Source organism: Terribacillus sp. JSM ZJ617, assembly GCF_044383785.1.
Lineage (GTDB): Bacteria > Bacillota > Bacilli > Bacillales > Amphibacillaceae > Terribacillus.
In genome coordinates, this window is the sequence record NZ_JBISEQ010000005.1 from 100,755 (window position 1) to 124,883 (window position 24,129).

The 24,129-nt window shown below is 43.7% G+C and carries 22 protein-coding genes; 20 read left to right on the forward strand and 2 right to left on the reverse strand.

The annotated features are described in order from the left end of the window. Nucleotides 1–20 precede the first annotated feature (20 nt). The 6 genes from ACH6C1_RS15960 (at nucleotide 21) to araA (ending at nucleotide 6,322) form a co-directional block, all read left to right on the forward strand. A complete protein-coding gene (locus ACH6C1_RS15960; protein WP_095218946.1) occupies nucleotides 21–350 on the forward strand; it encodes a PTS sugar transporter subunit IIB in 330 nt (109 codons plus the stop codon). An 11-nt stretch (nucleotides 351–361) separates the two neighbouring features. Beyond that, on the forward strand, nucleotides 362–709 hold the full coding sequence (locus ACH6C1_RS15965; protein ID WP_245840342.1) for a PTS sugar transporter subunit IIA: 348 nt from the start codon (nucleotides 362–364) through the stop codon (nucleotides 707–709). 151 nt (nucleotides 710–860) lie between these two features. Continuing rightward, on the forward strand, nucleotides 861–2,276 hold the full coding sequence (locus tag ACH6C1_RS15970; protein WP_374078817.1) for a M20 family metallopeptidase: 1,416 nt from the start codon (nucleotides 861–863) through the stop codon (nucleotides 2,274–2,276). A 154-nt stretch (nucleotides 2,277–2,430) separates the two neighbouring features. Further along, on the forward strand, nucleotides 2,431–3,129 hold the full coding sequence (araD, locus tag ACH6C1_RS15975) for an L-ribulose-5-phosphate 4-epimerase (RefSeq protein ID WP_374078819.1): 699 nt from the start codon (nucleotides 2,431–2,433) through the stop codon (nucleotides 3,127–3,129). A 12-nt stretch (nucleotides 3,130–3,141) separates the two neighbouring features. After that, nucleotides 3,142–4,836, forward strand: coding sequence for a ribulokinase (locus tag ACH6C1_RS15980; protein ID WP_374078821.1), 1,695 nt, complete (start codon nucleotides 3,142–3,144; stop codon nucleotides 4,834–4,836). Between the two features lie 13 nt (nucleotides 4,837–4,849). Continuing rightward, a complete protein-coding gene (araA, locus tag ACH6C1_RS15985; protein WP_374078824.1) occupies nucleotides 4,850–6,322 on the forward strand; it encodes an L-arabinose isomerase in 1,473 nt (490 codons plus the stop codon). A gap of 126 nt (nucleotides 6,323–6,448) precedes the next feature. Here araA and ACH6C1_RS15990 read toward each other — a convergent pair whose 3' ends face one another. Together ACH6C1_RS15990 and ACH6C1_RS15995 are read right to left on the reverse strand one after the other, a co-directional pair. Beyond that, a complete protein-coding gene (locus ACH6C1_RS15990) occupies nucleotides 6,449–7,138 on the reverse strand; it encodes a YjjG family noncanonical pyrimidine nucleotidase (RefSeq protein WP_374078827.1) in 690 nt (229 codons plus the stop codon). An 18-nt stretch (nucleotides 7,139–7,156) separates the two neighbouring features. Then, the gene (locus ACH6C1_RS15995; RefSeq protein WP_175074106.1) at nucleotides 7,157–7,855 is read right to left on the reverse strand and encodes a Crp/Fnr family transcriptional regulator; all 699 of its coding nucleotides are present in this window, start codon (nucleotides 7,853–7,855) and stop codon (nucleotides 7,157–7,159) included. Between the two features lie 225 nt (nucleotides 7,856–8,080). Between ACH6C1_RS15995 and ACH6C1_RS16000 the strand changes: the two genes are divergently transcribed. The 14 genes from ACH6C1_RS16000 to ACH6C1_RS16065 all read left to right on the forward strand — a co-directional run bounded on the left by ACH6C1_RS16000 (nucleotide 8,081) and on the right by ACH6C1_RS16065 (nucleotide 24,021). Then, a complete protein-coding gene (locus tag ACH6C1_RS16000; RefSeq protein WP_175074107.1) occupies nucleotides 8,081–9,211 on the forward strand; it encodes a GntR family transcriptional regulator in 1,131 nt (376 codons plus the stop codon). A 305-nt stretch (nucleotides 9,212–9,516) separates the two neighbouring features. Beyond that, nucleotides 9,517–10,854: an ABC transporter substrate-binding protein gene (locus ACH6C1_RS16005; protein ID WP_374078831.1), complete on the forward strand. Its 1,338-nt coding sequence runs from the start codon at nucleotides 9,517–9,519 to the stop codon at nucleotides 10,852–10,854. 250 nt (nucleotides 10,855–11,104) lie between these two features. Beyond that, a complete protein-coding gene (arfA, locus tag ACH6C1_RS16010; RefSeq protein ID WP_095218938.1) occupies nucleotides 11,105–12,625 on the forward strand; it encodes an arabinosylfuranosidase ArfA in 1,521 nt (506 codons plus the stop codon). An 18-nt stretch (nucleotides 12,626–12,643) separates the two neighbouring features. Next, complete coding sequence (locus ACH6C1_RS16015) at nucleotides 12,644–13,582, forward strand: carbohydrate ABC transporter permease (RefSeq protein ID WP_175074108.1); 939 nt, start codon at nucleotides 12,644–12,646, stop codon at nucleotides 13,580–13,582. Next, nucleotides 13,582–14,421, forward strand: a complete 840-nt coding sequence (locus ACH6C1_RS16020; RefSeq protein ID WP_305852009.1) for a carbohydrate ABC transporter permease — start codon at nucleotides 13,582–13,584, stop codon at nucleotides 14,419–14,421. Before ACH6C1_RS16015 ends, ACH6C1_RS16020 begins: the two co-directional genes overlap by 1 nt. Nucleotides 14,422–14,453: 32 nt before the next feature. Further along, complete coding sequence (locus ACH6C1_RS16025) at nucleotides 14,454–15,077, forward strand: YesL family protein (protein ID WP_175074110.1); 624 nt, start codon at nucleotides 14,454–14,456, stop codon at nucleotides 15,075–15,077. A 29-nt stretch (nucleotides 15,078–15,106) separates the two neighbouring features. Continuing rightward, nucleotides 15,107–16,597, forward strand: a complete 1,491-nt coding sequence (locus tag ACH6C1_RS16030) for an alpha-N-arabinofuranosidase (protein WP_374078836.1) — start codon at nucleotides 15,107–15,109, stop codon at nucleotides 16,595–16,597. Beyond that, the gene (locus ACH6C1_RS16035; protein ID WP_374078838.1) at nucleotides 16,597–17,811 is read left to right on the forward strand and encodes a sn-glycerol-1-phosphate dehydrogenase; all 1,215 of its coding nucleotides are present in this window, start codon (nucleotides 16,597–16,599) and stop codon (nucleotides 17,809–17,811) included. Before ACH6C1_RS16030 ends, ACH6C1_RS16035 begins: the two co-directional genes overlap by 1 nt. Continuing rightward, nucleotides 17,808–18,065 carry a DUF6171 family protein gene (locus ACH6C1_RS16040; RefSeq protein WP_095218932.1) on the forward strand — a complete coding sequence of 86 codons (258 nt, stop codon included), beginning with the start codon at nucleotides 17,808–17,810 and terminating at the stop codon, nucleotides 18,063–18,065. Before ACH6C1_RS16035 ends, ACH6C1_RS16040 begins: the two co-directional genes overlap by 4 nt. Nucleotides 18,066–18,087: 22 nt before the next feature. Continuing rightward, entirely contained in the window at nucleotides 18,088–18,873 is a 786-nt protein-coding gene (locus tag ACH6C1_RS16045) for an HAD-IIA family hydrolase (RefSeq protein ID WP_374078841.1), read from the forward strand. A gap of 18 nt (nucleotides 18,874–18,891) precedes the next feature. Next, nucleotides 18,892–20,037 (forward strand): family 43 glycosylhydrolase, encoded by a 1,146-nt coding sequence (locus ACH6C1_RS16050; protein ID WP_095270713.1) that lies wholly within the window; start codon nucleotides 18,892–18,894, stop codon nucleotides 20,035–20,037. 154 nt (nucleotides 20,038–20,191) lie between these two features. Continuing rightward, the gene (locus ACH6C1_RS16055; RefSeq protein ID WP_374078844.1) at nucleotides 20,192–21,172 is read left to right on the forward strand and encodes a LacI family DNA-binding transcriptional regulator; all 981 of its coding nucleotides are present in this window, start codon (nucleotides 20,192–20,194) and stop codon (nucleotides 21,170–21,172) included. Nucleotides 21,173–21,308: 136 nt separating this feature from the next. Beyond that, a complete protein-coding gene (locus ACH6C1_RS16060; RefSeq protein WP_374078846.1) occupies nucleotides 21,309–22,535 on the forward strand; it encodes an MFS transporter in 1,227 nt (408 codons plus the stop codon). A gap of 13 nt (nucleotides 22,536–22,548) precedes the next feature. Beyond that, nucleotides 22,549–24,021, forward strand: coding sequence for a glycoside hydrolase family 32 protein (locus ACH6C1_RS16065; protein ID WP_374078848.1), 1,473 nt, complete (start codon nucleotides 22,549–22,551; stop codon nucleotides 24,019–24,021). Nucleotides 24,022–24,129 lie beyond the last annotated feature (108 nt).

A 24,129-nucleotide genomic window follows, 5' to 3' on the forward strand; every position in this document is an offset into this window, starting at 1 on the left:
AAATAATAGGGGGTAACAGTATGAAGCGAATTCTACTAGCCTGCTCAGCAGGTATGTCAACATCGATGGTTGTATCAAAGATGAAAAAGGCAGCAGATGCTTTAGGGGGAGAGGAGTATTATATCTATGCTATCCCGGAAGGAGCAATAGAGGAAGAATTGCAAGCACATCACGATGAAGTGGTCGTCATCATGTTAGGTCCTCAAGTCAGATTTGCTAAACGAGCGACAGAAAAGCGAGCAGCACCATATGGTATTCCTGTGGATGTAATGGATGTAAAATTGTACGGCACTGCTGACGGAGAGAAGTTATTGGAAAAAGCGCTGCAGTTAGCAAGTCAGCGACAATAGGAGGGGATCTGGTGAAAGAGACATTAGAAGAAATGCAGCAGGCAGCCTTCCAGATCATAGCGCATGCAGGGGATGCTCGCAGTCATTACGTAGAAGCCATGCGATTGGCAAGAGGAAGAGATTTTGAGGGAGCAAAATCTGCAATGGCATCAGGAGATAAAGCATATAACCAGATTCATAAGGTGCATGTTTCCTTTATTCAGCGAGAAGCCACAGGGGAAATGCTGCCGTTTTCACTGCTTCTTGCACATGCGGAGGATCAGATGTTATCTAGTGAAACTATCAAGATAATGGCGAGTGAGTTTTTGGCACTGTGTACAGAATTGCTTCCCGTCAAAATAGATCAACACTCAAAATAATGAGCAGCATCAGAACACTTATCAATAAGACTAAAATAGACTCAAGCCAATGCTTGAGTCTATTTACGATTGAGATATTAACGACTAAATTTTCAGAATTATAAATGTTATAATAGGGGTGAACAATTCTACTATCAGGAGGAACCCTATCTTGCAAACAAGTCACGATGTGTATACGAGGATATCGGAAATTCTAGAAGGTAAAAGTAAAGAGTTGACTGCTGTCAGCGATCGAATATGGGGTTTTGCAGAGACGAGATACGAAGAGGTCCAATCTGCAGAAATATTAGCGGCCACTTTGGAAGAAGAAGGTTTTGAGGTGCAGCGAAATGCAGGGGATATTGAGACAGCATTTGTTGCTAGCTTCGGAAGCGGGAAGCCGGTCATTGCATTCCTAGGCGAGTACGATGCATTATCTGGTTTGAGTCAGCAAGCAGACAGCGCAACGAAGGATCCGATAGAAGAAGGCGGCAATGGACATGGCTGCGGACATAACCTGCTTGGTACAGGCGCGATGGCGGCTGCGATTGCAGTGAAACAGCTGATGGAAGAAACCGGACTGGAAGGAACAGTGCGTTATTATGGGTGTCCGGCAGAAGAAGGCGGAGGCGGTAAGGCCTTTATGGCTCGAGCGGGTCTCTTCGATGATGTAGATGTGGCGCTAACATGGCATCCATGGGATGAAAATCAAGTCTATCATGCTAGAATGCTGGCGACATGCCAAGTATATTTCCGTTTTACTGGGACAAGCAGTCACGCAGCTTTCAGTCCGCACCTTGGCAGAAGCGCGTTGGATGCAGTTGAGCTGATGAACATCGGTTCCAATTTCCTGCGTGAGCATATCATTCCAGAAGGACAGCTGCATTATGCGATTACCGATACTGGTGGATTGAGTCCGAATGTTGTACAGGCTAATGCAGAGGTACTTTACAAAATCCGTGCTCCTAAAATGGGTCAGGTTGAAGAGATTCTAGAGCGGGTCAAAGACGTAGCAAGAGGAGCAGCCTTGATGACAGGAACCAAATTGGAAATCCAATTCGATGCGGCTTCAGCAGATCTGATTCCAAATGAAATGCTAGGAAAGCTGATACATAAGCATTTGGTAGCAACTGATGCTCCTAACTATTCAGAAGAAGAGTTTGCATTTGCCCAAGAGGTACAGCAGACATTCAGTGCAGAAGAAAAAGCTGTAATACAGAAAAATGATAATAAAGTGCTCGCACAAGGTATCTTAGACTTCCCTCCAGTACCAGGCTTCTTCAAAGGATCAACAGATGTAGGTGACGTCAGCTGGCTTGTCCCTACCGGTCAGATCTATGTTACTACCTGTGCTTATGCAACACCATTCCATAGCTGGCAGCTTGTTACGCAAGGAAAAACATCTATTGCCCATAAAGGCATGCTGTTCACAGGTAAGGTGCTGGCTGCATCTGCTATAGAATTATTAGAGAAGCCTGAGCTAATCGAAGGAATAAAGGCAGAACACCAGACCAATCTTGGCGGAGAAACGTATAGATCATTGATTCCATCCGATACGAAACCTGCTCCAATTAAAAGAAAAAAATAAGTTCAAGAAGACGTTTCCTCGGAAATGTCTTCTTTTTTTATGCCAATTATTCAACTTGTACGTTTATGTTGAGAAAAAGTGATTGATTGTACGTACCAATTGAGGTAAAATCACAATATGAAATCAAATATACGTACAAGAAGAGGTGGACCTAATGCTGGAGGAATTAAAGGAACAGGTACTGCAAGCGAATTTAGACCTTCCAAAGCATGAGCTGGTAACTTTTACGTGGGGAAATGTAAGCGGTATCAATAGAGATGCCGGGCTGGTGGTTATCAAGCCGAGTGGTGTGGCATATGAGAAGCTGACGGTAAAGGATATGGTAGTTGTTAACCTGGATGGCGAAGTAGTAGAAGGCGACATGAAGCCTTCATCAGATACCGCGACTCATTTGGTTTTGTATAAGCATTTTGAAGATATTGGCGGAATCGTCCATACGCATTCTACGTGGGCAACATCCTTTGCACAATCAGGCAAAGGGGTGCCTGCACTTGGTACAACTCATGCGGACTACTTCTATGGAACTGTCCCTTGCACCCGGCCGATGACCGGACAAGAGATTCAAAAGGACTATGAGCTGGAGACAGGTAATGTGATTGTAGAGACATTCCGGACGAAGGGGCTTGATCCAAATCAGGTGCCGAGTGTGCTTGTACACAAACATGCTCCTTTCAATTGGGGAAAAACACCGGCCGAAGCGGTACATAACGCTGTAGTGCTGGAAGAAGTGGCTAAGATTGCACATCTGTCTTATCAGCTGGATCAGCAGATAGAGGATATGGACCAGCAGCTTTTGGATAAACATTATCTACGAAAACACGGGGCTGACGCATACTACGGCCAGACCACTTAGGAGGAGAATTCCATGGGTACGGAAAAATATTCGATTGGAATTGATTATGGAACACAATCCGGCAGAGCTGTGCTCGTCCGGCTTCAAGATGGAATGGAAATGGCAGAGCATGTGACAGAATATCGTCATGGTGTAATGGATGTAAAACTGCCGCATTTGGATAAAGCACTTGGCTATGAATGGGCGCTGCAGCATCCAATGGACTACCTCGATGTACTGCGCCAATCAGTGCCGGCGGTTATGCAGGCTGTGGGAGTAGATCCGGCTGAGGTTATTGGACTCGGAATAGATTTTACTGCTTGTACAATTTTACCGGTGGATGTAAATCTTGAACCACTATGCTTCGATCCGGCATTTCGTGATAATCCGCACAGCTGGGTAAAGCTTTGGAAGCATCATGCTGCGCAGGAAGAAGCGAATAAGCTGAATGACATTGCTGGTGAGCGTGGAGAGGAATTCTTAGCTCGCTATGGCGGGAAAATCAGCTCGGAATGGATGATACCGAAGATATGGCAAATAGCTGATGAAGCTCCTGAAATTTATGAGGCTGCTGATCAATTTATCGAAGCAACAGATTGGGTCATCTCCCAGCTGACAGGTGAACTGAAACGAAACAGCTGCACAGCTGGTTATAAAGCAATCTGGCATAAGCAGGACGGCTACCCAACCGCAGACTTTTTCGAAAGCCTGCACCCAGCAATGCAGGATTTGGCTGATACGAAGCTGCGTGGAGAAGTTTATCCTCTCGGAACAAAAGCTGGAGAACTCCAGAACTCATTTGCAGCATCTATGAATCTATCACCAGGTATTGCAATTGCAGTAGGAAATGTCGATGCCCATGCAGCAGTTCCTGCAATGGGTGTTGTGACTCCTGGAAAACTTGTTATGGCAATGGGCACATCCATATGTCACATGCTGCTTGGTACAGAAGAGCGGACTGTTGAAGGAATGTGCGGTGTTGTCGAGGATGGCATTATCGAAGGCTACTATGGCTATGAAGCTGGACAGTCTGCTGTTGGGGACATTTTTGGCTGGTTCGTCGACGAGCAAGTGCCGGCTTATGTCTATCGTCAGGCAGAAGCTGCCGGGCAGAATGTGCATCAATGGCTGGAGGAGCGAGCTAGTACGTATCGTCCGGGAGAAACAGGATTGTTGGCGCTGGACTGGATGAACGGTAACCGTTCGGTACTCGTTGACACAGAATTAAGCGGGATGGTGCTCGGACTGACGCTGGCGACAAAGCCTGAAGAAGTGTATCGCGCATTGCTCGAAGCAACAGCATTTGGTACACGTAAAATTGTAGACGCTTTCCATCAAAGTGGTGTTGCGGTAGAAGAGCTTTATGCATGCGGCGGTTTGCCGCAGAAGAATAAATTGCTCATGCAAATTTTCGCAGACGTAACGAACCGACCTATTTATATTGCTGACTCCGTGCAAACGCCAGCTGTCGGTGCAGCAATGTTCGGTGCTGTAGCTGCTGGTGCAGAAGCAGGCGGATATGACAGCATCCTTGATGCGGCTGAAAGAATGGCCAGAGTGAAGGAAGAAGTTATCCAGCCGATACCGGAAAATGTGGAGATCTATGAGCTTATTTATCAGGAATATAACACACTGCACGATTACTTTGGCAGGGGATCCAACGACGTGATGAAGCGCTTGAAAACAATCAGGTCGCAGTCTGAAAGAAAACTCACAGTACAAAAATAAAGGGGGAGCTATGATGTTGCAAGTAAAGCCATATGTTTTCTGGTTCGTGACAGGAAGCCAGCACTTATACGGAGAAGAAACGCTTAATCAAGTGCAGGGGAACTCCGAGGATCTAGTAAACAAACTGAATGAACAAGGAACATTACCGTTTCCAATCGCCTTCAAGGAAGTGCTGACGAATGCAGCTGATATTCAGCGTGTAAGTCTGGAAGCGAATGCGGATCCAGAATGTGCAGGGCTGATCACTTGGATGCACACATTTTCACCTGCAAAGATGTGGATTGGCGGATTGAAGACATTACAGAAACCATTGCTGCATTTGCACACGCAATACAACCGTGATGTGCCATGGGATACAATCGATATGGACTTTATGAACCTGAACCAATCCGCTCATGGTGACCGCGAATATGGCTTCATGGGAACGCGTCTCAATAAAGCTAGAAAAGTCATTGTTGGATATTGGGGCAACAAAGACATACAAAATCGGGTCGCGGATTGGATGACGACTGCCGTAGGATTTAATGAGAGTCAGCAGATCAAAGTAGCACGCTTTGGTGATAATATGCGCACGGTAGCGGTCACAGACGGTGATAAGGTCGAAGCTCAGATTAAATTTGGCTGGACTGTTGATTATTACGGTATCGGTGATCTTGTTGCCGAAATGAAGGAAGTTAGTGAATCTGACATTGATGAATTGATATCGACGTATAAGGAAGTTTATGATCTTCCGACAGAAGAAGATCAGCTAACTTCTGTTCGGGAGCAGGCGCGTATTGGAGTTGCATTGAAGCGTTTCTTAGATCGCGGAGGTTATCAGGCATTCAGCACAAACTTTGAAGATCTGCACGGTATGAAGCAGCTCCCAGGTCTTGCTGTCCAGCATCTAATGGCACAGGGCTATGGCTTTGCCGGAGAAGGAGACTGGCGTACAGCAGCACTTGTGCGTTTGCTGAAGGCGATGGCAAATAATGATAGGACATCCTTTATGGAGGATTACACGTATCATTTAGAAGAAGGTAATGAACTAATTCTTGGATCACACATGCTGGAGGTCTGTCCGACAGTGGCAGCAAATCGACCATCCATCCAAGTGCATCCGCTCGGTATCGGCGGCAAGGAAGATCCGGCTCGCATTGTATTTGACGGTATTGCCGGTGAAGCGGTCAATGTCTCAATTATCGAGCTCGGCGGACGTTTCCGCATGATTATCAACAAAGTGGACGCTGTCGAATCTGAAAAAGAAACACCGAATCTACCGGTTGCCAAAGTACTTTGGAAGCCGCAGCCGTCCTTGAGCGAAGCAACCGAAGCGTGGATCTATGCTGGTGGTGCCCATCACACGGCGTTGTCGTTTGCGCTCACAGCAGAGCAGCTTGAGGACTTTGCGGAATTGGTCGGCATTGAATGTGTGACGATTGATAATAATACAAACCTAAAACAGTTCCGGAAAGAGTTGCAGTGGAACCAGTTGGTATGGAAATAAGATCAATTTGTCATTCTTTATAAAATCGAAAAAAAAACCAAAAAGGGGCGTAGAAGCCCCTTTTTTTTGTCGCACTCTTTTTAGTTAAATTTCGATTATAAATTAAAGTAGTGCACACACCTTTTTTTACTTTAGAATATCCAGTAAATCCTCTAATTTGTTTATTTCAAAATCCGGATGAAGCGGAAGGTGATTCGGCAGTCTGCCTGGGTTGAACCAGCAGGTGTCCATACCAGCCATATTTCCTCCTTGGATATCTGCTACTAAGGAATCTCCGATGATCAATGAACGTTCTGGTTCAATTCCAGAAACGCGTTCAAACACATAATCAAAGAAACCTGCCATCGGTTTTTGGAATCCGGTATCTTCAGAAACAAAAACAGACTGGAAGTAAGGAAGCAGTCCGGTCGCTTTCAGACGGCGGAATTGTGTCTCAGAAACGCCGTTTGTCACGATGTATAAGGGATAGTGCTCGGACAGTTTTTCCAACACTTCTGCTGCGCCAGCTATCATATGTCTTCCTTGTGCGAGCAGCTCGCGATAAGCAGCATCCAAATCAGCTCCGTCTACTTGCTGGTCATAGAGGGCGAAGAATTCTGTGAATCTGGAACTAACAACAGTATCACGATTGATTTCCCCTTTTTCAAAAGAACTCCACAACCGCTGGTTGATGGTGCGGTACGCAGTCATAGCTGCTTCATCTGATGGCAGACCGTGCTGGTTGAATAGAAGCGGCAGAGCTTCTTGCTCGGTTTTTGTGAAGTCTAGAATGGTGTTGTCAACGTCAAAAAATAAAGCATCATATTGTTTTGTCATGTTGTCTTCCTCCAGTTATTAGGAATAGATTGATTGATGTGCTAGCTGCTCAAGCTTTTCCCAGTCTTTTATAGATATTGCCCCTTTGCGGCGTTCAATAATGTCTTCCTTTGCTAATGTAGAAAGTAAACGGTTCACATGCCGAGAGGTCGTCCCGATATGATCCGCAATATCGCTTGTTCGGCTAGTTGGCAAGGGGCCGGTCAGCTGTCTGCCGTCATCTGCTGTCATCACAAGCATTAGATAGCTAGCTAACCTAGTGAGTGCTCCGTGTGTCAGACTGAAACTGAACGCTCTTGATTTCAGCTGGAATTTCTCTGTTACTTCGCAGAGCAGGAGCTGCAGAAATGGCGGATATGTAGCCGCGTATGTATGAAGTGAATCAATTGGTATCCCGATCAGATGGACAACACTCGCAGCCTCTACTGTATGTAATGCATCTATCTGTTTGATATATTCTATATCACCAAATAATTCAAAAGCTTGCTTGAATGAAACAATCAGTTTTTTGCCATTCTCTGCAACATAGGATACAGTGGCTTTCCCTTTAACGAGCAGATACAGCTGCGTTACGTGTTCTCCTTGTGCGCAGATAGCATCACCGATACTGGCGCTGTATAAACAAAAATGATTCATAACTTCAGATGGGAAGTGCTGCCTGATTCCATATTTCTCTATATAAAATTCTAGCAGCGTTTCGTCATGTATAAGTTGCATACACAGGCCTGCCTTTTACTTATATTATATGTACGTAGATTGAAAAGGAAAGGACATATGTCCCGATCGTATCATATCGTTATCTAATCGGCAAAAGACGGTAGAAATCTTCCCCTTACCATCACCTGGCTTTTGATGGAATGTATTTATAGCAACATAGTGCCCAATCCTCTCTCATGTGTTATGCTAACTTATACGAACATGTGAAGGAAGCTGGTGTAAGTTATGCAGACAAAGTATGCAATTGTAAAACAGGCAATCAAGTCCAAAATCCTCGATGGTACGTATGAGCCACATGCAAAGATTCCGTCTGAGAGCGAGATGATGAAGCAATTCGATGTGAGCCGTCATACGGTACGGCTGGCAATTGGTGAGTTGGTAAATGAAGGCTGGCTTTACAGAGAACAAGGTGCTGGTACATTCTGTGCTGATCGGTCGAAACATCAGCTGCAGCAGAACGCTATGCAAAATAAAAATATTGCCATCGTAACGACGTATATCTCCGATTATATTTTCCCATCGATCATTCGCGGAGCAGAAGCGTATTTAAGTGATCGCGGCTATAATGTGAGCCTGTTCAATACGAATAATGATCATGAAAAAGAGCGGGAGTATTTAGAGCGGATTATCACTACAGGATTTGACGGTGCTATTATTGAGCCAACCAAGAGTGCATCTGCCAACCCGAATATCAACTATTATTTGAATTTGGAGCGGCTGCAAATTCCGTATATTATGATTAATGCTTATTATGATGCTCTGGAGCCGTATCGAGTACTTGTCGATGACGAGCGTGGTGCTTTTTTGCAAACAGAGCATCTCATCAAGCAAGGACACCAGGATATTATCGGTTTCTTCAAAACGGACGACATGCAGGGAACGCTGCGGATGAAAGGTTATTTAAAGGCGCATCGCGAATATAAAGTGCCAATTAATCCAAAGCATATCGTGACATACAGTACGGAGGAGAAACATGACAAACCAATACAGGAGCTTGAAGCATTATTGAATCAAACAGATGCCAAGCCAACTGGATTGGTATGCTATAATGATGAACTGGCTATCAAACTGATCAATGTGCTGCGAGAACGTAATATGAAAATTCCGCAGGATATGTCGATTGTAGGCTTTGATAATTCCTTCCTGACTGAATTATCGGAAGTGAAACTGACTTCTGTTGAACACCCGAAAGCAGAGCTTGGCAAGGCGGCTGGTAAATTGATTCTGGATCTAATCGAGAGTAATCAGGGCAAAGGCTCTGAAGGGGCGATTGAGAGTGTTGTCTTCCCGACAAAGCTAGTAACAAGGCAGTCAACCCAAGCCATTAAAGCAGATGCATTGGAAAAAATAAAGTAAACAGATGGAGCTGAGTTAATCAGCTCCATTTTTTTATAACTTGTTGAATAAGTAATCTGTATCATTTCTCATTATAAAATCTTGTTCGTATAAGTTGTAAAGATAATATTGTAAAACTTATTGACTGATTAGGGGAGCGGTGATAGGATATATGTAACACGCATCGTATAGGCCGACACTCCAAAATGTATGCGCTATCATCTAGACTGTTCCCGAGTTGGCCGAGTACGGAAAGGGAGGTATGACCTCTTTAGTAAACGCTTTCAAATACTGCTTGTTGAGTCTAAAAATGAGGGGGTAGCTTTATGAAGAAGGTCTTGAAGGCACTGATGATCGGTTTGATGATCATCGTACTGGTTGCTTGTAGCAAAGGCAGTGGTGGTGGAGGCAGTGAAGCGGATGAAACAGAAGTTGTCGGTGCAGATCTGGAGAATGCAACAGAATTGACTTATTGGACATTTGTTGGTCAACATATGGATTTATTCAAGGATTCAGCCGAACGCTGGAATGAAGAATTTCCGGATCGACCAATCAAACTCGTAGCTGAAACGTATCCATACGATAATATGCATAATAACCTGCTGCTTAGTCTGCAATCAGGTAAAGGTGCACCGGATATTGCGGATATCGAATTAAGTAAGTTTCCGAACTTTTTACAAGGAACACCGCAGCTTGAGCCAATGAACGAATATGTAGAGCCGGTACTTGCTGATTCCGTTGAGGCTCGTTTTGATCTATATGCTAAAGAGGGCGATTATTATGGCGTTCCGACTCATGTAGGTGCAACTGTCATGTATTATAATACAGAAATTATGGATCAAGCTGGAGTGGATATCGATTCCATTCAGACGTGGGATGACTTCGTAGAAGCCGGTAAACAAGTGACGGAAAAGACAGATGCAGTTATGTGGAACGTCGGTACAGGTGACTTTCTGATGGATTTGTGGCCGATGGTTTCACAGCAGGATTCAGATTTCTTTGATACGGAAGGAAATTTGACATTGGATAACGAAACCAATGTAAATACCCTTCAATTCTTGTATGATGCCATTTATACAGAAAAAATTGCTGAACTTACTCCTGGTGGAATGAACCAATCAGAGGATTTCTATAAGTATTATTCAGAAGGAAAATCAGCTGCTATCCTAGCGCCGCTTTGGTACATGGGACGTTTCCTTGATAACATGCCGGAAATGGAAGGTAAAATTGCCATCAAGCCGCTTCCTGCTTGGGAAGAAGGCGGTAAAAGATCGGCTGGTATGGGTGGTACAGGAACAGTCGTAACCAATCAGTCAGAAGAGCCGGACTTGGCGAAGGAATTCCTGGCTTATACAAAGATCTCGGAAGAGGGAAGCATCAACCTATGGAAGGTTCTCGGATTTGACCCGCCTCGCTGGGATGTATGGGAAAGTGAAGCAGTCAGAGAAGATAACGAGTATTATCAATTCTTTGGTGAAGGTATCTTCGATATGCTCTTGGAGATAAAGGATGAGATCAACACACTGAATATTACCGAAAATACACCGGATGTTTCAACGGAGTATAATACCATAATTGCAGATTCTGTGCTGAGGCAGAAGAATAAGACTCCTGAGGAAGCAATGAAAGAAGCTGCTGATAAAATTGAAAGTAGTATGAAGTAATAACTAGGACTCTAAAACCCCAAGCAGCAATTCAGCAGCTTGGGGTTTTTATATTTCTTCCATCTAATGCAAAAAACGCTTGTTTTTACAGACACATCTGTCTATACTGAATATATAAACTTATACGTACATATTTCTGGTTGTGGAGATATTAGGTGGAATATGTTCGTACGTGATGCGATATGTGTCACCTTCTTTTTTTACCTTAATTGTAAGCGTTATCAAAAAAAAGAAAGAGGAGTGGGGATAAATGGCAGAAAAATTGCAAGCGAAGATGGTTTTAGATAAGAGTTATCAAATAAGCGAAGTCGACAAGCGAATTTACGGATCATTTATTGAACATCTAGGAAGAGCAGTGTATGGCGGTATTTACGAGCCAGACCATCCCGATGCAGATGAACAAGGTTTTCGAAAAGATGTTATTGACTTGGTGAAAGAGCTGCAAGTGCCTATCGTTCGTTATCCTGGTGGAAATATGGTATCAGCTTACAACTGGGAAGATGGTGTCGGACCAAAGGAAAGTCGACCAAAGCGGCTGGAGCTGGCTTGGCGCACAATAGAGACGAATGAAATAGGAACAAATGAATTTGTGGATTGGGCGAAAAAAGCACAAGCGGAAGTCATGATGGCAGTGAACCTTGGTACGCGAGGTATTGATGCAGCGCGTAATCTGATTGAATATACAAATCATCCGAGCGGTACGTACTGGAGTGATTTGCGCAGGGAGCATGGATATGAGCAGCCGCATAACATCAAGACCTGGTGTTTAGGAAATGAAATGGATGGACCGTGGCAGGTAGGGCATAAAACAGCAGCTGAATACGGCAGAATAGCCAAAGAGACAGGCAAGGCTATGAAACTCGTTGATCCGAGTATTGAACTTGTAGCGTGCGGCAGCTCAAATACGGATATGCCGACTTTCCCGGAGTACGAGGCGACAACGCTTGATATCGCATATGACGAAGTGGATTATATTTCACTGCATCAATATTACGGAAACAGCTCCAATGACCCGGCCAACTATTTGGCGAAGAACATGGATATGGATCATTTCATCAAGACTGTAACCGCTACCTGTGATTACATTAAAGCAAAGCATCGCAGTAAGAAAACAATCAACTTGAGCTTTGATGAATGGAACGTATGGTATCACTCCAGAGAGCATGATGAAAAGCTGGATCCATGGACAGTCGCACCACCACAGCTGGAGGACGTCTACAATTTCGAAGACGCGCTTTTAGTAGGAAGCATGCTCATCACTTTGCTCCGTCATGCTGATCGCGTGAAGATGGCTTGCATGGCACAGCTAGTGAACGTCATTGCGCCGATTATGACTGAAAACAATGGCCAATCTTGGAAACAGACAATCTATTATCCTTATTTGCACGCATCCGTTTACGGTCGAGGAATCAGCTTGCAGCCAATCCTTTCTTCTCCTAAGTATGATAGCAAAGACTTTACAGATGTACCGTTCATTGATAGTGCTGCTGTCTATGATGAGCAGGAAGAAGCATTGACGATTTTCCTAGTAAATAAGCACTTGGAAGAATCTATCCCGCTCGATGTGGATGTCAGGAGTTTTGAAGGATATGAAATTGCAGAGCATATCGTGCTTGAGCATCACGATCTGAAGGCTGCCAATACAAAGGACACGACACGCGTTGCACCGCATGGCAAAGGAGAATCAAGTTTGGTAGACGGCAGACTAAAGGCACAATTGAATCGGACTTCCTGGAATGTTATCCGGCTGCAAAAAGCCAGAACAAATTAAGGGTGAGGGGGGATTGTAATGAATACAGTTACGCCAGTATCACCGGTGAGAACACGGAAGAAACAGAATAAGTTCCTCCGGTTTCTGAATTCAAAAAAGGTAGTACCATTCGTTTTCATATCGCCATTTGTACTGTCTCTGCTCCTTTTCACAGTGTATCCGGCTATTCAGGGAGTAATCATGAGTTTCCAGAGCGTGCTTCCTGGACAAGTGGAATTCATCGGAATGAGTAACTATGAGCGAGTACTGAATCCGACATTTTATCGGGCTGTGTCGAATACGACGGCTTACGTGGTTCTTACCGTAATAATTCTGACCATCATTCCGATGGTACTTGCGGTTATCCTGAACTCGAAGCATGTCCGCTTCCGGACGCTTTTCAGAGCTTCACTCTTTATCCCGGCTCTTACATCGACGATCGTCGGTGGTATGATTTTCCGCTTCATGTTTAGTGAGCAGCAAGGGGCGGTCGCAAACCAACTCATTGGGGTGTTCGGCTTTGATCCACTCAAGTGGATGTTTACTCCATGGGCAGCAATCGGTCTTATGGTCTTGCTTGCCTGCTGGCGCTGGATCGGCGTGAATATCCTCTACTTCTTAGCAGCCTTACAAAATGTACCGGATGAGATGTACGAAGCTGCTGAAATTGATGGCGCCACCAGATTGCAGCGCTTCCGTTTCATAACGATGCCGATGCTGAAGCCGATCATTATTTTCGTTAGTACGATTACAATCATCAACGGCTTCCGTATGTTCGAAGAAAGTTATGTTTTCTGGGCTGTAGGATCTCCTGGTAACATCGGCCTTTCGATTGCGGCCTATATATACCAGCAAGGTATTCAGCAAAATGACATGGGCTTCGGAGCTGCACTTGGTGTCGTACTAATGCTTATCATCTTTGTGATCAGCATTATCTATTTGATTGCTACCGGTACATTCAAGAAAGGAGATAGATGATGAAAAAGAATAACAACAAACTGCTGGGAGTTGTCACTACAGTTGTCATGGCTATTGTCAGTTTGATAGCGCTATTCCCGATCATCAGTATCGTGCTATCTTCGTTCATTCCTTCCGCCTCCTTGATGCGAAACGGTATTTCATTCAGTTTCCCTTGGGATGAACTGACGCTTAGCAATTACACATACATCTTTACACAATCAGCAGAATATTGGACTTGGTATGGAAACAGCCTTTGGATTTCAGCGTTGATGATTGTTCTGTCACTATTCTTTTCTTCCATGGTTGGTTATGCGTTGGCAATGTACGATTTCAAAGGAAGCAATATCTTCTTCGTTGCGGTGGTATTCATTTTGATGGTGCCATTTGAAATTCTAATGTTGCCGCTATTCCGTCTTATGATGGATATGATGCTGATTGATACGTATCTAGGGGTGATACTGCCAGGTATCGTAGCACCGGTGGCAGTCTTCTTCTTCCGGCAATATGCACTTGGTTTGCCAAAAGAGCTGATGGATGCTGCCAGGATTGACGGATCGACCGAATACGGCATCTTCTTTAAAATCATGCTGCCGCTGATGGGACCTTCACTAGCAGCGATGGCAATCCTGCAAGGTCTTGGCAGCTGGAATAACTTCCTGTGGCCATTGCTCGTACTTCGTTCGAACGATATGTTCACGTTGCCGCTCGGGCTGGCAACACTGCTTACGCCGTACGGAAATAACTATGACGTCTTGATTGCTGGGTCTGTTATGACAATTATTCCGATTGTGATTCTGTTCATCTTCTTCCAGCGCTATTTCATTTCCGGATTGACTGTGGGCGGCGTCAAAGGCTGAGTCAGAGTTTTGATTAGAAAGGAGTTAGAACCATGCTGAAGAAAGCGATGAAGAATCTCGATAAGTCTCTCTTGTGGATCACCCGATTTGCACACTTGAATGCATTGTTTCTGCTATACAGCCTCTTAGGACTGGTCGTTGCCGGAGCAGCTCCGGCAACGGTAGCTGCATTGCAGGTTTCCCGCCGGATTCTGAATGGAGAGGAAGTAAAGGTGCACCAAGCATTCCGCAAAGCATTTAAACAGGAGTTCTGGTCAGCAAACAAGTTAGGGTGGCTCCTTGGAGCAGCAGGTTTCATCCTGTATACAAACTATCTGCTTATTAGACAGGCGGATGGACAGTTATTCTTCCTGGTGCCTTTCCTTTTCTATGTACTCATTTTCTGCTATATGACGGTTGTGCTCTGGAGCTTTCCGCTTCTGGCGAATTATAAGGCAGGAACGTTCCAAGTCATCAGGAGTGCGTTCATCATTGGGCTGACGAGATTCCATATGACGCTATCGATTGGTGTACTTCTGTTCGCGCTTTTGTATCATAGCATCGGCTTGCCGGTGCTGCTGCTGTTCTTCTGTTTCAGTATCAGTGCGTTTGGCTGGATGTGGCTGAGCATGAAGGTATTCTCCACAATGAAACAAGAAGAACAGTTAGCCAGTTAGTTTATTTTTGATAGATTGGAGCGATAAGCATGTCAACAAAATTGATCATTCAAGCTGATGTCACAGAAGGGATAATAAATAAAAACATATACGGTCATTTCGCGGAGCATCTTGGTAGAGGAATATATGAAGGAATCTGGGTCGGAGAGGATTCTTCCATACCGAATACTAAAGGCATCCGCAACGATGTACTGGAGGCACTCCAAAAGCTGAACATCCCGGTACTACGCTGGCCTGGTGGTTGTTTTGCAGATGAATATCACTGGAAAGATGGAGTTGGCCCTCGTGAAGAGCGCAAGCGTATGGTCAATACCCATTGGGGAGGAGTTGTGGAGAACAACCATTTCGGAACACATGAGTTCTTCACGCTTTGCGAGCTGCTCGGAGCAGAGCCATACATTTGCGGAAACGTTGGCAGCGGAACCGTCCAGGAAATGTCTGAGTGGGTCGAGTACATGACATTCGATGGCGAATCACCGATGACGACTTGGCGCCAGGAGAACGGCCGCCAGGAGCCGTGGCAGCTGACGTATTTCGGCGTTGGTAATGAGAACTGGGGCTGCGGCGGAAATATGCGGCCGGAATATTATGCAGATCTCTATCGTCGCTATCAGACGTATGTACGCAATTACGGCGACAACAAACTGTATAAGATTGCAGGCGGAGCCAATATTGACGATTACAAGTGGACAGAGATACTCATGCAAGAAGCAGCACCGATGATGGATGGATTAAGCCTTCATTATTACACGATTCCGGGAGATTTCTGGCTTGGTAAGGGCTCTGCTACTGATTTCTCCGAAGACGAATGGCATCTGACGCTGAAGCGTGCACTTCATATCGAAGAATTGATCGAGAAGCATGGCACTATCATGGATAAATACGATCCTGAGAAACGCGTTGGACTGATCATTGATGAGTGGGGAACTTGGTTCGACGTGGAACCTGGCACTAACCCAGGCTTCCTGTATCAGCAAAATACAATCCGTGATGCTCTCGTAGCTGGAGCTTCACTCAATATCTTCAATAACCATAGCGAACGTGTTCAGATGGCTAATATTGCGCAAACAGTCAACGTATTGCAGGCGATGATCCTGACAGAAGGACAGGAAATGATCAAGACACCGACGTATCATGTATTTGATTTGTATCAAGTGCATCAAGATGCGGAACGTCTTTCGTCTCATCTGGAATCAGATGAAATAAAGCATGGTGAATTGGCTTATCCAACTGTCAGTACTTCTGTATCCAGAGGAAAAGACGGCAAGATTCATGTTAGCTTCTGTAATCTGGATCACACAAATGAGGTTACAGTAGATACAGAGCTTCGCGGTGCAACACTCGGAACTATAAGTGGCAAAATTCTCACATCAGATAAGAAAGATGCCCGAAATACGTTCGATGCGCCTGATGACGTGGAGGTAGTACCGTTTACGAATTTCGCCGAGCAGGATGGCGGATTACAAGTTACTTTACCAGCAATGAGCGTAACGGTTTTGACAATCGAGGAGGGTGCCTGATGCAGTTATCGGCAGATATGCTGGCATTAGCAGATGAATACGGGATAAGTTCGGACACTTTTCCCCGCTTGCAAGTGGAAGCTGGAGCACTCTCATCAATTGGAGCTTACTTGAATGAGAAGGGCTTGAGCAAAGCTGTGCTTGTTATGGATGCTCAGACTAGAGCAGCCGCAGGGGACAAACTGGCAGCGCTGCTTGAAAGAGAGAACATCCAGATTCAGACGATTGAACTTTTAGCGAATCATCACGGTCAAGTGAACGCCGATGAAGCTTCGCTTGTACAGGTGCTTGTTGAAACACCGGCAGATACAGATGTCCTGTTGGCAGTAGGGTCTGGAACGATTCATGATATAACACGATTCTGCAGCCAGAAGCTTTCTATTCCATTCGTGTCAGTTCCAACAGCAGCATCAGTCGATGGCTTCACCTCCAAAGGAGCGCCACTGATCCTGCGGGGAGTGAAGCAGACAATCCAGACAGCTGCTCCGGTGGCAGTGTTTGCCGACCTGGATGTATTATGTGCTGCGCCTAAGCCACTTACTGCGGCTGGTTTCGGAGATATCCTAGGAAAGTTCACCTCGCTGCTTGATTGGGAGATTTCCGCAACTGTCGGAGGAGAACCTTATAATGCACTGGCTGCCAAAATGACACGGCATTCGCTGGACACTTGTGTCGATCATGTCGAGGAAATAGCTAAGGCGGATGAAGCGGGCATACGAATCTTAATGGAAGCACTAATCGAATCTGGTCTCGTCATGCAGGTGCTGGATTTCTCCCGACCTGCTTCAGGAGCGGAGCATCATTTGTCTCATTATTGGGAGATGCATTTGCTCGAAACAGATAAACGGCAGCTTCTTCATGGAGCTAAAGTTGGTGTTGCTTGCAGCATCATTACGGAATTGTACAAAAACTGGATTGAGCAGTTTGATCCTTCTGAAGCAAATGGAGATTATGCGGCAAGATTACTGGAGAATTGGGAAGAAATCAGTTTATTGATTGCTGCGCTCCCGACGCCGGAAGCACTGCAATATTATTTGTACCAGGTCGGAGCACCTGCTTCTGCTGAGGAAATTGGGATAGGTTCAGAGCTTGTACAGGACAGCTTGAATGAAGCGTATCATTTGCGTGATCGCTGCACTGGTCTGCTTCTTATCAATCAATTTAAGAAAGAACAGATCAGCTACCCACCGCAGGATCGGATCGGCACTCGATGACTTGCCGGACTTGTCTGCAAAAGAAAAGCTATACAGTGGAGGAAGTGACAGCACTTGTTGCAGATCAATTAGCATTGGAACCTATTTTGGCTGAAAAAAGCACAGTTTCTGCTCGTTTAGCAATCTGTTCAAATTGTCCATCGCTTTCAGCAGATCATACTTGTGCGCGTTGCGGCTGTTTTGTTGCTTTCCGAGCCTCCCTTCCGGATAAACGCTGCCCAGATCCTGACGGAAATCGCTGGCAGCAGGTATAATCTAAGCAAGGAGGCGATAGTTATGGCTTACTATCAGGCATTAGATAGCATTCTATTCGATTTGGACGGAACGGTATGGAAGGATTTTACGTTAATTGACGGGGCTGCTGAAACGATCCGGACCTTGCAGAAAGCGGGTAAACGAGTGATTGGGCTGAGCAATCGAGGCACACATTCTCGAAATCAGATCGCATCATATTTTAGGGAGCAGGGTATCCAGTGGGAAAAGGAAGATATTATTTTATCCTCCTATCTTGCAGCTGATTATCTGCAGACCCATTATCCTAAACTGCCTGTTTGGGTGCTCGGGGAAGAAGGCTTACGGGATGAGCTCACTGAAGCTGGTTTGACACTTGCTAAAGAACCGGAAGATGCTGATTGGCTCGTGATTTCCTTGCACACAGGTGTTACCTATCAGGATCTGAACCAGGCTTTTCGGGCTGTCATCCATGGCGCTAGGATTCTTGCAACCAATCAGGATCCTGTTTTCCCGGGAAAAGATGGTTTACAGCTGGATGTTGGTGGATTGATTGGAGCAATAGAAGCGTCAACAGGCAAGAAAACCGATATTATCGTCGGCAAACCATCACATTTCATGTATCAAAAGGTAATGCAGCAAGCGGGCAGTGAACCAGAAAAGACAATGATTGTTGGAGACAGTCTGACCTCCGACATCGCTATGGGTGCTATGTTCGGCCTAAAGACAGCATTAGTGCTCACAGGAAATACAACAAAAGAACAGGCAGATATTTCTAGTATCAAGCCAGATCTGATTCTGCCATCCATCAAGGAACTTCCATTCACTTAAGAATATGGAGGAGATACGATGAAAACAATTGATGTCGAACGTATAGAAGTTCGCGTGAAGCAAGGAGAGCATGTAGAGCTTCCGAGAACAGTCGACGTATTTATTGACGAAGGCGTGCAAGCAGCATACCGCGTAAGCTGGCCCAATCTGCCGGATCTCAGTGAAGCTGGAACATATGAATTTGAAGGAGAGATTGAAACGGATGATTTTCCAGAACCGTTCATCGAGCAGCGTGCTGATCCGTATATTCTGAAAGCAGAGGATGGATTCTACTATTTCACAGGCTCTTATCCGAAATATGACAGAATTGTTCTGCGCCGCGCCAAGACATTGGAAGGTTTGCGTGAGGCAAAGGAACATACGGTTTGGGAAGCACGTGAATCAGGCGTATTATCAGAACATATCTGGGCACCTGAGCTGCACCACATAGATGGGAAATGGTACATACATTTTGCAGCCGGAGAAAAAGAGGATGTGTGGGCAATACGTCCATATGTGCTGGAGTGTACAGGTGATCCGTTTTCTGATGAGTGGACGGAAAAGGGAGCAATCAATACAGATTTCCAAAGCTTCTCATTGGATGCCACAACGTTCGAGCATCAAGGTAGACGATATCTGGTCTGGGCTCAGAAAACAGAGAATGATACAATCTCCAATCTTTATATTGCCGAGATGAAAAATCCTTGGGAGATAAAAGGTGAGCAAGTACTGCTGGCAAAACCTGAACATGCATGGGAAACAGACGGTTTCGACGTTAACGAAGGCCCGGCATTCCTGCATCGCCACGGAAAAGTATTCCTGACATTCTCTGCTAGTGCAACAGATGATCGCTATGCAATGGGTCTCTTATATGCAGATGAAAATGCTGACCTGCTTGATCCTGCATCATGGACAAAGCTGCCAGATCCTGTGCTGACAAGCTCGGAGAATACCGGTCTTTATGGACCTGGTCATAATAGTTTTACAGCGACAGAGGAAGGCTTTGATTTGCTTGTCTATCATGCTAGATCTTATAAGGAAATTGAAGGAAACCCACTATACGACCCGAACCGCCATGCTCGCATCCAGCGTTTCTTCTGGAAGGATGGGATGCCGTATTTCGGTGAACCAGGGTATAGACTTAAAGATTTGAGCAAGGTAAAAGCAACAATAATAATTGAGTAAACGAAAGTCCTTATACAATGGTATAAGGACTTTTTTAAATTTCCAGGTGGGTGGATTGTATAATTCGCAACAGTAATTAAAGCTGTTGAAGGCAGGAGTCCATATATTCTGATATTATAATTTGTAAAGGTATTGTGAAAGAGGATGGTGACAATTGAAACCTAAAATTGATGATGTAGCAAGATTAGCAGGAGTATCTCCTACAACTGTTTCGCGAGTCTTGAATGATCGAGGATACATAAGTAATGAGACAAGAGAAAAAGTACAAGATGCAATGACCAAGCTGAATTATTTCCCTAACGATATTGCCCGTTCATTGTTTACGAAGCGTTCTAATTTACTTGGTATTATCATGCCAACAACAAGCAATCCTTTTTTTGGAGAGCTTACATTTCATTTGGAAAGTATCTGCGCTTCTTTAGGCTATAAAGTGCTCTTATGTAATAGTCTTAACCAGAAAGATAAAGAAAAAAAATATTTAGATATGCTGATGCGCAATCAGGTTGATGGAATTATTGTTGGTACTCATAATTTAGGCATATTAAATTATCAGAAGCAAAATTTAGCTGTCGTATCGATTGATCGGTATTTGTCTGAAACCATTCCTGTTGTGAGCTCGGACAATTACGCAGGAGGTAAATTAGCAACAGAACTTTTAATTGGAAAAGGTTGCGAACATATTGTACTAATAGACGGCGTAAAAGAGATAGAAAAGTCTTATCTTAGGAGAGAGGCCTACACAGATGCGCTAGTTAAAGTAGGAAAAAAACCAATTATTTATGAAATACCTGAGGTATTTAATGTACAGAGTCAGCAAGTAATTATTGAAAAGATATTTAGTGAACATCCTGAAGCGGATGGAGTGTTTGCAACCAACGACATTTTTGCTGCATCTTACATAACTGCTGCAAAGCGACACGGCAAGAAAATTCCTGAAGATATCAAAGTTGTCGGTTATGATGGTACCGAAACGGTGCGAACTGTCTTACCAGATCTAACAACAATAAGACAGCCTATAGAGTTAATTGCCAAAGAGGCAATTAACATTTTACTTAAAGAGATAGAAGGCGAATTTACAGATCTTCCGTATGAAACAAAACTACCAATCACCCTAATAGAAGGGTCCACTACTTAAAATTACGTTGCCTAAGGCAATGTTTTTTTTTGGTTTTCTATGTCAACCCGTTGACATATGTAACCGGTTGACATATATTGAATTTGAAAACGTTTTCTTTTTACTAAAGACTCTAAATGTAAAGGAGAAGCAGGGAATGGAAAAATCAAAGAAACTTTATTGGAAATTAAGTGCATATTTTTTCTTTTTCTTTTTCACGTGGTCAGCTAGTTATTCTTTGTTTGCCATTTGGTTAGGGCAAGAGATTAATCTAAGTGGTGCAGAGACAGGAATGATTTTTTCTGTAAACGCTATCTTTGCTTTGTGTATACAACCACTTTATGGCTACATCTCTGACAAAATTGGTCTAAAGAAAAACATTTTATTTTTCATTAGTATATTACTAGTGTTTACAGGTCCCTTCTATATTTATGTCTACGGTCCTTTGCTGCAATATAGTGCATTCTTGGGAGCTATAATTGGAGGAATATATTTAGGTGTATCATTCCTCGCAGGCATAGGCGCAATAGAAACGTATATCGAAAAAATCAGCAGAAAGTACGGATTCGAATACGGAAAGTCGAGGATGTGGGGTTCTTTAGGATGGGCAGCAGCTACATTCTTTGCTGGACAGCTTTTCAATATTAATCCCAATATTAACTTCTGGGTCGCATCAGTTTCAGCAGTAGTTTTGGTAGGTATCATCCTATCGATAAGGATAGAAATGACCAATGAAGAAGTCGTGAGAGCGAAGTCAGTAAGTTTAAAAGATGTAGGAGAATTGTTTCTTTTAAAAGACTTTTGGTTCTTTATTTTATACGTGATTGGTGTAACTTGCGTATACAGCGTTTATGATCAGCAATTTCCTGTATATTATTCGTCTTTATTTCCCACAGAAGCCACAGGAAATCAGGTCTTTGGATATCTAAACTCGTTTCAAGTCTTTTTGGAAGCTGGAATGATGTTCCTTGCGCCTTTTGTCGTTAATAAACTTGGAGCTAAAAATAGTTTGGTTTTAGCAGGATTCTTAATGGCTTTCCGAATTATTGGTTCCGGGATGGCATTTGAGCCAATTGGTATATCTGTAATGAAATTAATTCATGCATTAGAGCTGCCGATTATGTTGATTGCTATTTTTAAATATCTTGCTGCAAACTTTGATACTCGTTTGTCTTCTGTATTATATCTTGTAGGTTTTCAGTTTGCATCACAAGTTGGTGCCTCTATTTTATCGCCGATAGCAGGAAAGCTATACGATACGATCGGTTTTCGCCAGACATACATTATCATAGGTCTACTGGTGCTTTGTTTTACTGTAATTTCTATGTTTACACTCTTAAATTCAAAAACCAAAAACAAAAAAATGATAGAAAAAGTGATCTAGGAGGAAATACAAGATGTTAACACAGAAAAAGAAACAGCAGGCTGAGGCTGCACTGCAATCTGCTAAAGAGAATATGAACACACGATTCCGGCTTGGCTATCACATCATGGCTCCGGCGAATTGGATTAATGATCCTAATGGGCTGATTTACTTCAACAATGAATATCATGTATTTTATCAGCATCATCCGTATGATGAGAATTGGGGGCCGATGCATTGGGGCCACGTGAAGAGCAAAGATTTAGTTCATTGGGAGCACTTACCGATAGCGCTTGTGCCTGGTGATGATTGTGATCGTGATGGCTGTTTCTCAGGGTCGGCAGTCGATAATGATGGGGAATTGACTCTAATTTATACAGGACACCATTATATAGATAAGGAAAAGGATATCTTTTATCAGAATCAAAATATCGCAACTAGCGAAGACGGAATAACGTTTAAGAAATCGAATTTAAATCCAGTTGTAGCTATTCCACCGCAGGATAGTGGTCATCACTTTCGAGATCCAAAAGTATGGAGACATGGAGATTCGTGGTATATGATAATCGGAAATGCCACTAAAGAAGAAATAGGCAGAGTAATTCTCTATAAATCCTCTGACTTATGCGATTGGGAGTATGTAGGTGTGGTTGCGGAGAGTGACGGAACCCACGGATATATGTGGGAATGTCCTGACTTTTTTGAGCTGAATGGAAAACAAGTATTGTTAGTTTCGCCACAGGGAATGAAAGCAGATGGAAACAAGTATCGTAATCTATTTCAGACTGGTTACTTTATCGGAGAATATGATTATGGAAGAAATGATTACCAGCATGGGGTCTTTACAGAATTGGATAACGGTCACGATTTTTATGCAGTGCAAACTTTTCTGGATGGTCAGGGAAGACGTATTGCATTTGGCTGGATGGATATGTGGGAATCGCCTATGCCAACGAAAGAAGACGGATGGTGCGGGGCTTTGACACTTCCAAGAGTCCTGACTTTATCAGAAGATGACAAGATTTATATGAATCCACCAGAAGAAATGATACTTTTGAGAGAAGCACAAATCGATGGATTCAATGATAAGCTCGTCTCTGAGAGTTATTTAGTTGAAACGGAAGGAAAATTGATTGAGTTCCAAACAGAATTTGATATAAAGCATACAGACGCAGAAATAAGAGGAATTAGAATTCGTGGGAAAAAGGAAGAACAAACTATATTGTCATTTAACAAAATTACGGGGATATTTACACTTGACTGTTCTCAATCAGGTAGACATGATGATGGAATCAGAAGTATTAAATTAGATACAGATAATAACTTGTCCTTAAGAGTTTTTATTGATCGGTCATCGATAGAGGTTTTTATAAATGAGGGGCAGGCGACCATGACCAGCCGTACTTATCCAAAAGAAGATATCTTTGGTGTGGAAGTGTTTGCTGAGAATGGCACAGCTCATGTAAATGAATTTAATCTGTGGAAATTAAAAGATATATGGAATTGATTTCGAAGAGGCTGGAACAAAAAGTAATTTAGTCAGAAAAAAACGAACTGTAACGTTGAACTTTCTAAAGAAGGTACGCGTAAGTTCGTTTTTTTTTGTGTCCATAAT

Excerpts from the sequence above, each read along its gene's own strand:
- ACH6C1_RS15960 (WP_095218946.1), top strand. The coding sequence starts at position 21 with ATGAAGCGAATTCTACTAGCCTGCTCAGCAGGTATGTCAACATCGATG.
- araD (WP_374078819.1), top strand. The coding sequence starts at position 2,431 with ATGCTGGAGGAATTAAAGGAACAGGTACTGCAAGCGAATTTAGACCTT.
- ACH6C1_RS15980 (WP_374078821.1), top strand. The coding sequence starts at position 3,142 with ATGGGTACGGAAAAATATTCGATTGGAATTGATTATGGAACACAATCC.
- araA (WP_374078824.1), top strand. The coding sequence starts at position 4,850 with ATGTTGCAAGTAAAGCCATATGTTTTCTGGTTCGTGACAGGAAGCCAG.
- ACH6C1_RS15990 (WP_374078827.1), bottom strand. The coding sequence starts at position 7,138 with ATGACAAAACAATATGATGCTTTATTTTTTGACGTTGACAACACCATT.
- ACH6C1_RS15995 (WP_175074106.1), bottom strand. The coding sequence starts at position 7,855 with ATGCAACTTATACATGACGAAACGCTGCTAGAATTTTATATAGAGAAA.
- ACH6C1_RS16000 (WP_175074107.1), top strand. The coding sequence starts at position 8,081 with ATGCAGACAAAGTATGCAATTGTAAAACAGGCAATCAAGTCCAAAATC.
- ACH6C1_RS16005 (WP_374078831.1), top strand. The coding sequence starts at position 9,517 with ATGAAGAAGGTCTTGAAGGCACTGATGATCGGTTTGATGATCATCGTA.
- arfA (WP_095218938.1), top strand. The coding sequence starts at position 11,105 with ATGGCAGAAAAATTGCAAGCGAAGATGGTTTTAGATAAGAGTTATCAA.
- ACH6C1_RS16015 (WP_175074108.1), top strand. The coding sequence starts at position 12,644 with ATGAATACAGTTACGCCAGTATCACCGGTGAGAACACGGAAGAAACAG.
- ACH6C1_RS16020 (WP_305852009.1), top strand. The coding sequence starts at position 13,582 with ATGAAAAAGAATAACAACAAACTGCTGGGAGTTGTCACTACAGTTGTC.
- ACH6C1_RS16025 (WP_175074110.1), top strand. The coding sequence starts at position 14,454 with ATGCTGAAGAAAGCGATGAAGAATCTCGATAAGTCTCTCTTGTGGATC.
- ACH6C1_RS16030 (WP_374078836.1), top strand. The coding sequence starts at position 15,107 with ATGTCAACAAAATTGATCATTCAAGCTGATGTCACAGAAGGGATAATA.
- ACH6C1_RS16035 (WP_374078838.1), top strand. The coding sequence starts at position 16,597 with ATGCAGTTATCGGCAGATATGCTGGCATTAGCAGATGAATACGGGATA.
- ACH6C1_RS16040 (WP_095218932.1), top strand. The coding sequence starts at position 17,808 with ATGACTTGCCGGACTTGTCTGCAAAAGAAAAGCTATACAGTGGAGGAA.
- ACH6C1_RS16045 (WP_374078841.1), top strand. The coding sequence starts at position 18,088 with ATGGCTTACTATCAGGCATTAGATAGCATTCTATTCGATTTGGACGGA.
- ACH6C1_RS16050 (WP_095270713.1), top strand. The coding sequence starts at position 18,892 with ATGAAAACAATTGATGTCGAACGTATAGAAGTTCGCGTGAAGCAAGGA.
- ACH6C1_RS16060 (WP_374078846.1), top strand. The coding sequence starts at position 21,309 with ATGGAAAAATCAAAGAAACTTTATTGGAAATTAAGTGCATATTTTTTC.
- ACH6C1_RS16065 (WP_374078848.1), top strand. The coding sequence starts at position 22,549 with ATGTTAACACAGAAAAAGAAACAGCAGGCTGAGGCTGCACTGCAATCT.